Here is an 11,973-nt window from a genome sequence, read left to right on the forward strand (position 1 = left end):
AATATTGAAAGGAATTGTCATAAAATCTACTGGTAGTTGGTATCATCTTTTAACCGAAGATGGTGCAACCTATCAGGCAAGAATTAGGGGAAAATTTAGAATAGCCAATATCAAACATACCAATCCAATTGCTGTTGGAGATGAGGTTGAGTTTGAGATTGACAAAGATGATATTGCAGTCATTACAAAAATTCATGATCGCAAAAATTACATCATACGAAAATCTGTTAATCTATCCAAAAAAACGCATATTATTGCCTCTAACATTGATGTTGCTTTTTTGGTTGTAACGCTTTCTAATCCCAAAACTTCGTTTGGTTTTATTGACCGTTTTTTGATTACTGCCGAAGCTTATCATATTCCTGTTGTAATTTTATTCAACAAAATGGATTCATACACGGAAGATGAAATGGCTGAGTTAGAAATTTATAAATCAATTTACAATTCTATCGGTTACGAAAGTCTTGATATTTCTGCTGAAACTGGTCTAAATTTAGATCTTGTAAAAAATCGAATGAAAGATAAAGTGAGTTTGGTTTCGGGACATTCTGGCGTTGGAAAATCAACGTTGTTGAATACTTTAAACCCTGATTTGAACCTAAAAACGCACGAAGTTTCTGATTTTAATAGCAAAGGACAACATACCACAACTTTTGCACAGATGTACGAATGGCCTTTTGGAGGTTTCATTATCGATACGCCTGGAATTAAGGAATTTGGTTTGGTTCATATCGACAAAACCGAATTACAAGGTTATTTTCCTGAAATTTTAGAACTGAAACACAATTGTAAATTTGATAATTGTATTCACGTTAACGAGCCAAAATGTGCTGTACGTTATGCAGTAGAAATTGGTGAAATCGCAGTTTCTCGCTACGAAAATTATCTCACTTTTTTAGAAGAAGATATTTATACCGAAAAATAATAAAAAAGCCGTTTCTTATGAAATGGCTTTTTTATTTTCTCAAATTACGGTTTCACGTAAAAATAATTCAATTTCTCATTTTATTTTTGTTAAAATTAATTGAATGAGCAATTTATCCGTAAAAATCGCTTTAGATTTTGAGGAATGTACAAAGGAACAAAAAGAAAGATTTTTATTGCATTTAGAAGATTTAAATTGGAAACCATTAAATCCAAATAAATTGTGGATTGCTGAATTTGATAATTCTGAAAATAAAGAAAACAGAATAAAAAATATAGAACAAGAAATCATCAATGCAAAAAAAATGTCAAAGCTCTATGAGTTATATTATGCGATAATTGCAGATGAGGAAATCTATTTTAACCAACTAACTTAAACCTATAGCGATTGCTTTCTAAACTTAAATTACAACAAACGTTATAACACATTTAAAAGATGAGTTGTAACGTTTTTTTATTTGTTAATAATTTCTTAAATTCAAATCGATTTTAAATCAATAAAACTAGAATTATGCGAGTGATTTTACAGCGTGTGCAACATGCTTCTGTAATGGTAGATGGAGAAATAACAGGAAAAATTGAAAGCGGAATTTTGGCCTTGGTTGGTTTTGAACCTGATGATACGAAGGAAGATTTTGAATGGATTTCGAAAAAAATAATTAAACTCCGAATTTTCAATGATGAAAATGATGTGATGAATTTGGATGTACAGCAAACAAATGGAGATATTTTGGTTGTGTCTCAATTTACGTTGCATGCGTCTACGAAAAAAGGAAATCGTCCGTCATATATCAAAGCGTCAAAACCGGACATAGCAAACGTACAATATGAAACATTTTTGAACGTTTTAGAATCAAATTTCAAACCTGTACAAAGAGGAATTTTTGGTGCAGATATGAAAGTCGAATTGTTGAATGATGGTCCTGTAACCATTTTTATCGATTCAAAAAATAAAGAATAACTTGATTAATAGATATTGAATGAAACAAACTCTACTTTTTTTAACTTTTTTGATTAGTTCATTTTCTTTTGCGCAAAACTATGCAGTTGATCAGATTCCAGACGATTTGATAAAAGATGCTTATGCTGTTGTGCGCAAAAACGAAGAAAAAATAGAACTTCTCAAAGTTGATGAACTAAAATATACGGAAGACGTTGTCGTAACAGTTTTGACTAAAGCGGGCGATAATTATGTTGGTGCGCAAGCGAATTATGATGCAAATACGAAAATTGACTTATTCGAGGCAACTTTGTATGATGCAAATGGAAAAGAAATTAAAAAATTCAAGACCAAAGATTTTGGTGACCAAAGTTATGTAACAGGTGGACAAATGTACACGGATGATCGCATCAAATATTTAAATTATACTCCAACAAATTATCCTTACACGATAAATTATAAAATTGTTACAACGAACAAAAATACACTTTGGATTCCGCGTTGGTCACCTATACGAGCAGCAAATTTATCAATCGAAAAATCGTCTTATCAATTTGTCAATAAAACATCTTCAACCATTCGATTGAAAGAAGATAATTTTAAAGGTTTTGACATTGCAAAAACAGGAAATAACAATAATTTGAGCTATTCATTAAACAATGTTTTGGCATTTAATGAAGAAGATCAAATGGTTGGAAGTCAAAAAATATTTCCTCGCGCTATTTTAGCTTCAAATCAAATCAATATCGATGGTGTTAAAGGAAATTTTGACAATTGGAATGATTACGGAAAATGGACTTTTGATAATTTAATTCGTACAAAATTAGATTTTACTCCAGCTCAAAAATCTGTTTTTCAAAATATGGTAAAAGAAGCAAAGTCGGATGAAGAAAAAGTTCAGATTTTGTACAAACATTTGCAAAATAAAGTTCGATATATTGGTGTACAACTGGGAATTGGAGGACTTTCGCCTTTTCCGAATTCTTATGTTGAGAGCAAAAGTTATGGCGATTGCAAAGCCTTATCTAATTATATGATTGGAATGTTAGATGCAGTGAATATCAAATCGTATCACACCATATTATTTGCTGGAAATCCAATTGATATTGATGAGCAAATGATGTATCAACAAGGAAATCACATGATTGTTTATATACCTCTAAATGGAAAAGATATTTGGTTAGAAGCAACAAGTCAAACAGCTCCTTATAATTATTTAGGTGATTTTGCAGGAAATAGAAAAGTATTAATTGTTGATGAAAAAGGCGGAAAAATTATTCCTTCACAACAATTCAAAACAGAAGATAATCAATTATTCGTGAATGGAAATGCAACACTTTTAGCAGATGGGACATTAAATTTTGATTTTTCTGAAACTTCCAAAGGTTTGATTTATGAGAATTTTGCAAGATTTAATCAATTAAGCGAGAAAGAACTTGATGTTCGTTTAAAAAATCGATTTTCTTACTTACAAGGAATATCATTCAAAAAGAAAGAATTTAATAATGATTGGAAAAATGCTGTTTTCACTTCAAATTTCGAGTTTTCAGCACCAAATTATGCTAAAATTCAAGGAAATAACATCATTCTGAATATTATTCCAGTGAATAAAGAAGAGACTTCTGTCAAAAAAATGAAAGATAGAAAGTTTGATTTCAACATCGAGACAGGATATGTTGACGAAGTTTCGTATACATTGACACTTCCTTCTGGTTATAAATTACCACAAAAATTTGATGCTATAATTGTGAAATCAGCTTTTGGTGAATATCAATTAGAAATCAATCCAAAAGAAAATAATGCATTCGAAATAAAACGTATTTACAAACAATTTTCAGGAACTTTCTCAAAAGAAAAATACAACGAATATGTAGAATTTAGAAGACAAATTTCGGGTTACGATAACACAAAACTACTTTTAGAAAAATTATAACACTAATATGAAAACAATATTTACGATTGTTGCGACAGTTGCAACCGTTTCGAGTTTTGCTCAAGATGTAAAATTTGGAAAACTATCTAAACAAGATTTCGAGAAAACAAAAAGTACAATTCAAGCTGACGCTCCTGCAGAAGTTTTATATGCTGACGGAAATTATAAAGTTAGTTTTAATACCAATCAAGGCGGTGTTGAGCAAACAAAGAAAGTTTTTTATAGAGTAATTGTTTTTGATAAGGATAAAACACCTGATGATGTTTTAAAAATAGAAATTCCTCTTTACAAAAGCTCAGGATCAGATCAAGATAAATTAATTTCATTAAAAGCGGTTACTTATAACCTTGAAAACGGAAAAATTGTTGAACAAAAAGTCGAGAAAAAAGATATTTTTTTAGATAAAGTTCATCGTTTTATGGATAAACAAACGTTTACTTTTCCAAATGTAAAAAATGGATCAATCTTAGAATATACGTACGAAATTATTTCTCCATTTTATGGAAGTACGGATACCTGGTATTTTCAACAATCAATTCCTGTAGTTGCGAGTAATTTGACGATGCAAAATCAAGAACATTTTAATTATCAACAAGATTTGAGAGGTGCATTTGCTCCAAAATTAACAAAAAATTCTAAAGATGATACTTTTTCAACTACTTCTTTTGGAAACAGAGGTGTTTCATCTTTTGGGGGAAATATGGGAAATCAAGGCGCGACATCAAGTAACCACAAATTAAAAATTGACACGCAAACCTATTCATTAACTAATTTACCTTCTTATTCTCGCGAAGCTTATGTGCTTAATCCAAGAAATATGCTAGCAAGTATTCAGTTTGAGTTGGCTTCTTTTGTTGCTCCTGGTAGAACTTCAGAAAATTTTTCTACAACATGGGAACGTATTGGTAAAGATTTGATGGATCATGAAGAGTTTGGTCGACAATTAAATGGGAATAATTTTTTAGATGAAACTGTAAACGCTACAATTGTTGGAAAATCTACAAATATTGAAAAAGCTCAAGCAATTTACAATTATGTAAAAAACAACATGGCTTGGAATGATTATTTAGGTCAATATACAGATAAAGGAATCCGAAAAGCATTTAACGAAAAATCTGGAAATTCAGCGGATATCAATCTTATGTTAACAGCTATGTTGCGTAAAGCCGGATTAGACGCAAATCCAATTGTTTTGAGTACGTTGCAAAATGGTTTAATCAATTATTCGTTTCCTTCACGTAGCAAATTGAATTATGTAATTGTTGGAGCAACAATAGATAATGAATTTTATTTAATGGATGCAACTGATAAAAATGCTCAAATTAATTTATTACCAATTCGAGCAATTAACGATCGTGGATTTATGGTAAATGACAAAGGAATAAAAGAAGTTCCTCTTCGTAATTCGGTTATGACCAATGATAAAATATCAATTACGGCAGATTTAAAAGCAGACGGAACATTAACTGGAATTTTTTCGAATGTTCGCGATAATTATTTTTATATGTTTGATAAAAGTGAAATCGCAGATGATCCAAAAGCGTTCGAAAAAGAATTTGTAGAAGATTATAATTTTGAAATTTCAGAATTTAAAACACAAGATAACAAACAAAATGTAATTCGTCATCAATTCAAATTTGATGATGTAAAAGTAGATGTGGCTGGAAATAAAATATTATTCAATCCATTTTTATTTGTTGCGAATACAAAACATAATTTAAATCTAGATCAACGTAATTACAATATTGAGTTTGGTGCACCAACTACGAATACAAATACAGTTAAAATTAAAATTCCAGAAGGTTACAAAGTCGAATCTTTACCAACTGAAAAGCAATTTACAATGCCCGATCAAGCTGGTGGATATGCATATAAAGTAATTGAAAAAGATGGTTTTATTATCGCTCAAGCCCAAAAAGTTATTCCATACAGTATTTTACCTGCACAATACTATAAACCATTGAAAGAATTTTTAACAAATATTATTAATGCAGAAAGTCAGCAAGTGATTTTGGTAAAACAATAAAAAAATATTCTAAACATCGAATAAAGCCAACTCCAAATACGAGTTGGCTTTTTATTTTTGTACCTTTAACTTTTAAAATTTAAAATAAGATGAGCCTTAAACAAGCACAAACAGACGTTGATAATTGGATAAAAGAACATGGTGTTCGTTATTTTAACGAATTAACAAATATGGCACAATTAACTGAAGAGGTAGGAGAAGTTGCACGTATTATTGCGCGTCGTTACGGTGAACAATCGGAGAAAGAATCTGATAAAAACAAAGATCTTGGCGAAGAATTGGCAGATGTTATTTTTGTAGCGCTTTGTTTGGCAAATCAAACAGGTGTTGATTTAGAATCAGCTTTTTACAAAAAATTAGATTATAAAACAAAACGTGACCACGATCGTCATCAAAATAATGATAAATTAAAATAAATATGATTGAAATTTCTGCTCTAAAATCTCCGATAAACAATCAATTAGCCATCACAGGTTCTAAAAGCGAAAGCAATCGTTTGTTGTTATTAAGTCAATTATTTGAGAATGTTTTGACATTAGAAAATGTTTCAAATTCAGAAGATTCTCAATTAATGCAAAAAGCGTTAGCGAACAAAAGTGATTTAGTTGATATTCACCACGCGGGAACTGCCATGCGATTTTTAACGGCTTATTTTTCTATTCAAGATGGACGAAAAATAACGTTGACAGGTTCTGAAAGAATGAAACAACGTCCAATAAAAGTTTTGGTTGATGCCTTGAATGAGCTGGGTGCAGAAATTTCGTATCAAGAAAACGAAGGTTATCCACCTTTATCGATTGTTGGAAAAAAAATAACGAAAGATTCTATTACAATCCCTTCTAACATTAGTTCTCAATATATCTCTGCTTTATGTTTGATTGGAACGAAATTAGAAAATGGATTAACGATTAATTTGGATGGAAAAATTATTTCTATTCCTTATATTCAAATGACAATTCAATTATTGAATAAAGTTGGAATTAATGCAATTTTCGAAGGAAATACAATCAAAATTCCTTTTACTGAAAACATCAAAGCTCAAACATTACAAGTAGAATCTGATTGGAGTTCAGCTTCATATTATTATAGTTTGATTGCTTTATCGCAGAATTCTGAAATTAAAATCTCAACTTATTTCGAAGATTCTTTACAAGGAGATTCAGCTTTGCAACATATTTATGCAGAAAATTTTGGTGTAATTTCAACTTTTGAAAATGGAGTTTTAACATTGAAAAATGAAGATAATTTCATACCAAAATCTATCATCGAATTAAATTTAATCAATACTCCAGATATTGCACAGACAATTGCTGCAACTTGTGTGGGATTGAAAACAAAATGTCATTTAACTGGTTTAGAAACACTAAAAATCAAGGAAACCGACCGTTTAATCGCACTTAAAAATGAGTTGGAAAAATTTGGAGCAATTATAACAATTACAAACGATTCATTAACGATAGAAGGTTATAATAATTTTGAAAAAACGCCTACTTTAGCAACATATAACGACCACAGAATGGCAATGTGTATGGCGCCTTTGTCGCAAATTTACCCAATTCGAATTGAGAATGAAATGGTCGTAGAAAAATCTTATCCAACATTTTGGGAAGACTGGAAACAATTAGGTTTTGAAATTAAATCGATTTAAAATATAACAAAAAAATCCGCTTAAAAGCGGATTTTTTTTAGTTTGTATATACTTCATTTATTCAAAATTCTGCATATTTACCAAATTGGCATAAACACCTTTTTTCTCAATAAGTGAATGATGATTTCCTTGTTCAATAATTTTACCTGCTTCCATTACTACAATTTTATCCGCATTCTGAATTGTTGATAAACGGTGCGCAATAACCAAAGAAGTACGATTTTGCATCATATTATTCAAGGCAACTTGTACCAATTTTTCAGATTTCGTATCCAAAGCAGAAGTTGCTTCATCCAAAACCATAATCGGTGGATTTTTATAAACCGCACGCGCAATACTTAAACGTTGTTTTTGTCCACCAGAAAGCTTGCTACCTCCCTCTCCTACTGACTCTTGATATTTTTCTGGCATTTTTACAATAAACTCTTCCGCATTTGCAATTTGCGCAGCATATTCTACTTTTTCCAAATTTGGAGATTTATCACCTAATGAAATATTATTAAAAATTGTATCATTAAACAAAATAGAATCTTGCGTAACCAAACCAAATAACAAGCGATAATCATTTAATTTTATATGTTTGATATCAATTCCATCAATCAAAATTTGACCTGATTTCACATCCCAAAAACGAGTAATTAAATTCGCCAAAGTCGATTTTCCAGAACCAGATTGCCCAACTAAAGCAACGGTTTCTCCTTTATTAATTGTTAAATTAAAATTCTCGATCACATTATGTTTTCCATAAGCAAATGTGACATTTCTAAACTCAATTTTATCTTCAAACGCATCAATTCCTTTAGCATCTGGAACATCTTTTATCGAAACATCAGCATCCAAAACTTCAAAAATTCTCTTTGCAGAAACTTCTCCTTTTTGTACATCTGATAATGCTTTCGAAAAGCGTTTAATCGGATCTAATAATGTATAAAATGTTGCGATATAAAAAATAAATTGTGATCCTGTTAAACCATTTCCTTCTAACGATAATTTACCTCCAAAAAAAACAATTAATCCAATTGTAACAGCACCTAAAAATTCACTTGTTGGTGAAGCTAAAGCACGTTTTTTCATTACTTTTTGAAGATATTTTCGATAACGATTAATCGATTCATCAAAACGACCTTTTACTTGATCTTCAGCATTAAAAATTTTGATAATCTTAAGAGAAGAAAGTGTTTCGTCTACATAAGTAATAATATTAGATAATTCGTCTTGCGCATGAGTAGCAGCTTTTTTGAGACTTTTTCCAATCAACGAAATAATTGTTCCCATAATCGGGAAAACCAAAATAGCAAAAATCGTTAATTGATAACTTACAGTAAATAAGAATATCACAAAAACAATAATCATAATTGGTGAACGCACAAGTTCTACAAAAGAATTTAAGATATTCGATTCAACTTCATTTACATCACTTGACATACGATTTATCATATCGCCTTTTCGTTTTTCTGTAAAATAAGCAACTGGTAAATCGATAATTTTATTATGAATATCCACTCGCAAATCGCGTGTAACCCCAGAACGTAAATCGACCAAACAAGTTTCTGAAAGAAAACTGAAAATATTACGAAACAAAAATGCAATAATAAATACAACACACGAAATTGCTAATACATAAACTGGACCTTCGGTTTGCGACAATTGATTCATATAATAGCCCGAATAATCAGAAAAAAATTGTTTCAAATCAACTAAATGACCTGAATAAATCGGTTTGACTGTAATGTGTTTTTTATCTTCTCCGAAAAGCACACTCAATATAGGCATCATGAATGCTAATGCAACAATATTAAATAATGCATACATTAAATTAAAAAAAATTGCTGCAACAAATGAAGATTTGTAAGGTTTTATATAAGCAAACGCTCTGTTTTTATATGAACTCATTAATTTATTTTAGAAATAATCAAAAACTAAAGTTTTGAAGTTACAAATTTAAGCAAAAAAAATAATGACTATTCTTTTAGAAATAGTCATTATAGAGTAAAATTTTGTGGGTTTGATTACTCAGAGTAACCTTTTCGTTTTTGTTTTGATTTTTATTTAACTCGTTGCCAAGTTTGCGTTCTTCCTACAAGAGAAATCCCGATAAAACCTCTTACGTCTAATTTATCATTTCCGTTAAGAGACATTTTTGCTTTGTATTCCTTTCCACTATTAGGATCAATGATTTTTCCACCATTCCATTCTTTTCCATCTTTTTTAAGACCAGAAAGAATTTGCATTCCTAAAATTGGTTTATTTTTTAATGCGCCTGAACAATCTGTACATTTTGCATCTTCTTTTCCTTTTGTTAAAATCTTAGTGACTTTACCATAAAGTTTTCCATCTTTTTCGAAAATCTCTACGTAAGACTTCGCCTGTTTTGTCTCATCATCAATTGTTTTCCAAGTTCCAATTGGTGATTGCGCATACATTAAAGATGTCAACATAAAGAATAATCCGAATAAAATTGATTTTTTCATATTTTTATCCTTTAAAATTTATTTCACTAAAATAACTATTTTTTAGTGTAAATAAAACACTATGCTTTATTTTTTATAAAAATAATCTTTTTTAAACACATAAACCCTTTTATAATATTGATTACTAGTTATTTAATTTGATAAATAATTTTAAATAAATAAAAATAGATTTTATTCATAAAAGTCAAAACAGTGTGTTATTATGCTTACATAGCAATAATAAAAGAGAAAGCATTTTTATGGGTTTTGTCATTTTTTCGACAATTTCTTCTTCAAGAATAAAAAAATGAATACATTTGTCTACTATTTTTATAGAGTTTATAGATTTAAGAATGAATCAGCTTACGAAATACAGTTTACCATTTAGAAAACAAGAAGTAGAACCGTTGATAGAATCCATTATTTATGATGAGATTTTTCAACAACCAAATCCTTTGTATAAGAAAGAAGATTTACTCAATCAATTCAATTCTATTTTGTTAAAAATTGTTCCTGAGGAGAAATCGAATCAAATTAGTTTATATTTTTTTGAACAATTTGCACAACTTAGACAAGAATTAGAGGAACTAATTTTTGTTTTTTATGCAAATGATCCTGCATCTAAATCGGAAATTGAAATCATTTTAGCCTATCCTGGTTTTTTTGCAATTGCAATTCATCGTTTAGCACATATTCTCTACAATTTAAATACGCCTATTCTTCCTCGTTTTTTTTCCGAATATGCACATTCTAAAACTGGAATTGATATTCATCCTGGTGCTTCAATTGGAAAAAACTTTTATATCGATCATGGTACAGGAATTGTCATTGGAGAAACAACATTGATTGGTGATAATGTGAAAATTTACCAAGGCGTAACATTAGGAGCGTTTTATGTTTCGAAGAATTTGGCTAATAAAAAACGTCATCCAACAATAGAAAATAATGTCACAATTTATGCTGGAGCAACTATTTTGGGAGGAACAACAATTATTGGAAAAAATTCTGTAGTCGGCGGAAATGTTTGGATTACAGAAAGTATAGAAGAAGATTCTGTTGTCTATCAAGAGAATCAACCACAAATAAAAAAACAAAAAAAAGAACAACATATCAATTATATCATCTAAAACCTTACAACAATGATTTACAATAATGTATTAGAAACCATAGGAAATACACCAATTATTAAACTGAATAAATTATTTCCTAACCATAACGTTTATATTAAAGTAGAAAAACAAAATCCGGGTGGATCAATAAAAGATCGTATTGCTTTGGCAATGATTGAAGATGCTGAAAAAGCTGGAATTTTAAAACCTGGAGGAACAATTATAGAACCTACTTCGGGTAATACAGGAATTGGCTTATCATTTGTTGCGGCTGTAAAAGGTTACAAAATGATTATCACAATGCCAGAATCGATGTCAATTGAACGTCGTAAAATTATGGAAGCTTATGGTGCTGAATTTGTTTTAACTCCAAAAGAATTAGGAATGAAAGGCGCTATTGCAAAAGCACAAGAATTAGCCGAAACAATAGAAGGCGCTTGGGTTCCGCAACAATTTGAGAATAATTCGAATCCGACAGTCCATTACAATACAACAGCAAAAGAAATCCTTGAAGATTTTCCACAAGGAGTTGATTATTTAATTACAGGAGTTGGAACAGGCGGACATCTTTCTGGAATTGGAAAAGCATTAAAAGAAGTTAACTCTTCAACAAAAGTTATCGCTGTAGAACCAACAGATTCTCCTGTCATTTCAGGAGGAAATCCTGGTCCACACGCGATTCAAGGAATTGGAGCAGGATTTATTCCTACTAATTTAGATACTTCAATCGTTGATTCTTCTACTCAGATTACAAAAGAAGAAGCATTTGAATTTGCAAAAAAAGTGGCTAAAGTAGAAGGTATATTTGTCGGAATTTCTACAGGTGCTTCATTGGCTGCAGTTGCTAAAACTTTGAATGAAGTAGACAAAAACACGAAAATATTAACTGTCAACTACGATACTGGCGAACGCTATCTATCAGTAGAAGGTTTATTTTAAATAC

11 protein-coding genes are annotated in these 11,973 nt (G+C 30.2%); 9 read left to right on the forward strand and 2 right to left on the reverse strand.

What is annotated here, in order from left to right:
- The first annotated feature begins 4 nt into the window (after positions 1-4).
- The 7 genes from rsgA to B4L98_RS07085 all read left to right on the forward strand — a co-directional run bounded on the left by rsgA (position 5) and on the right by B4L98_RS07085 (position 7,471).
- Positions 5-925 carry a ribosome small subunit-dependent GTPase A gene (rsgA, locus tag B4L98_RS07055; RefSeq protein ID WP_291048011.1) on the forward strand — a complete coding sequence of 307 codons (921 nt, stop codon included), beginning with the start codon at positions 5-7 and terminating at the stop codon, positions 923-925.
- Positions 926-1,028: 103 nt separating this feature from the next.
- Entirely contained in the window at positions 1,029-1,301 is a 273-nt protein-coding gene (locus B4L98_RS07060) for a hypothetical protein (RefSeq protein ID WP_221854400.1), read from the forward strand.
- Positions 1,302-1,435: 134 nt separating this feature from the next.
- The gene (gene dtd / locus B4L98_RS07065; RefSeq protein WP_115002146.1) at positions 1,436-1,885 is read left to right on the forward strand and encodes a D-aminoacyl-tRNA deacylase; all 450 of its coding nucleotides are present in this window, start codon (positions 1,436-1,438) and stop codon (positions 1,883-1,885) included.
- 19 nt (positions 1,886-1,904) lie between these two features.
- Positions 1,905-3,797 carry a DUF3857 domain-containing protein gene (locus B4L98_RS07070; RefSeq protein WP_291059784.1) on the forward strand — a complete coding sequence of 631 codons (1,893 nt, stop codon included), beginning with the start codon at positions 1,905-1,907 and terminating at the stop codon, positions 3,795-3,797.
- A gap of 7 nt (positions 3,798-3,804) precedes the next feature.
- A complete protein-coding gene (locus tag B4L98_RS07075; protein WP_291077889.1) occupies positions 3,805-5,823 on the forward strand; it encodes a DUF3857 domain-containing protein in 2,019 nt (672 codons plus the stop codon).
- An 89-nt stretch (positions 5,824-5,912) separates the two neighbouring features.
- Positions 5,913-6,239, forward strand: coding sequence for a nucleotide pyrophosphohydrolase (locus B4L98_RS07080; protein WP_038333238.1), 327 nt, complete (start codon positions 5,913-5,915; stop codon positions 6,237-6,239).
- Positions 6,240-6,241: 2 nt separating this feature from the next.
- Complete coding sequence (locus B4L98_RS07085; RefSeq protein ID WP_291075527.1) at positions 6,242-7,471, forward strand: 3-phosphoshikimate 1-carboxyvinyltransferase; 1,230 nt, start codon at positions 6,242-6,244, stop codon at positions 7,469-7,471.
- Positions 7,472-7,528: 57 nt separating this feature from the next.
- Here B4L98_RS07085 and B4L98_RS07090 read toward each other — a convergent pair whose 3' ends face one another.
- Positions 7,529-9,364, reverse strand: a complete 1,836-nt coding sequence (locus tag B4L98_RS07090) for an ABC transporter ATP-binding protein (RefSeq protein ID WP_115002143.1) — start codon at positions 9,362-9,364, stop codon at positions 7,529-7,531.
- 152 nt (positions 9,365-9,516) lie between these two features.
- Complete coding sequence (locus B4L98_RS07095; protein WP_038333244.1) at positions 9,517-9,942, reverse strand: DUF2147 domain-containing protein; 426 nt, start codon at positions 9,940-9,942, stop codon at positions 9,517-9,519.
- Between the two features lie 332 nt (positions 9,943-10,274).
- On the opposite strand from B4L98_RS07095, the gene epsC reads away from it, so the two are divergent.
- Both epsC and cysK read left to right on the forward strand, forming a co-directional pair.
- On the forward strand, positions 10,275-11,048 hold the full coding sequence (gene epsC, locus B4L98_RS07100) for a serine O-acetyltransferase EpsC (protein WP_125348924.1): 774 nt from the start codon (positions 10,275-10,277) through the stop codon (positions 11,046-11,048).
- Positions 11,049-11,060: 12 nt separating this feature from the next.
- On the forward strand, positions 11,061-11,969 hold the full coding sequence (gene cysK, locus B4L98_RS07105; protein ID WP_038333247.1) for a cysteine synthase A: 909 nt from the start codon (positions 11,061-11,063) through the stop codon (positions 11,967-11,969).
- The last annotated feature ends 4 nt before the right edge of the window (positions 11,970-11,973 follow it).

It is taken from the genome of Empedobacter sp. UBA5528 (genome assembly GCF_002426075.1).
GTDB classification, from domain to species: domain Bacteria; phylum Bacteroidota; class Bacteroidia; order Flavobacteriales; family Weeksellaceae; genus Empedobacter; species Empedobacter falsenii_B.

What these genes read in the sequence shown, in the direction of transcription:
- B4L98_RS07060 (WP_221854400.1), top strand. Translation starts at nt 1,029, where the DNA reads ATGAGCAATTTATCCGTAAAAATCGCTTTAGATTTTGAGGAATGTACA.
- dtd (WP_115002146.1), top strand. Translation starts at nt 1,436, where the DNA reads ATGCGAGTGATTTTACAGCGTGTGCAACATGCTTCTGTAATGGTAGAT.
- B4L98_RS07070 (WP_291059784.1), top strand. Translation starts at nt 1,905, where the DNA reads ATGAAACAAACTCTACTTTTTTTAACTTTTTTGATTAGTTCATTTTCT.
- B4L98_RS07075 (WP_291077889.1), top strand. Translation starts at nt 3,805, where the DNA reads ATGAAAACAATATTTACGATTGTTGCGACAGTTGCAACCGTTTCGAGT.
- B4L98_RS07080 (WP_038333238.1), top strand. Translation starts at nt 5,913, where the DNA reads ATGAGCCTTAAACAAGCACAAACAGACGTTGATAATTGGATAAAAGAA.
- B4L98_RS07085 (WP_291075527.1), top strand. Translation starts at nt 6,242, where the DNA reads ATGATTGAAATTTCTGCTCTAAAATCTCCGATAAACAATCAATTAGCC.
- B4L98_RS07090 (WP_115002143.1), bottom strand. Translation starts at nt 9,364, where the DNA reads ATGAGTTCATATAAAAACAGAGCGTTTGCTTATATAAAACCTTACAAA.
- B4L98_RS07095 (WP_038333244.1), bottom strand. Translation starts at nt 9,942, where the DNA reads ATGAAAAAATCAATTTTATTCGGATTATTCTTTATGTTGACATCTTTA.
- epsC (WP_125348924.1), top strand. Translation starts at nt 10,275, where the DNA reads ATGAATCAGCTTACGAAATACAGTTTACCATTTAGAAAACAAGAAGTA.
- cysK (WP_038333247.1), top strand. Translation starts at nt 11,061, where the DNA reads ATGATTTACAATAATGTATTAGAAACCATAGGAAATACACCAATTATT.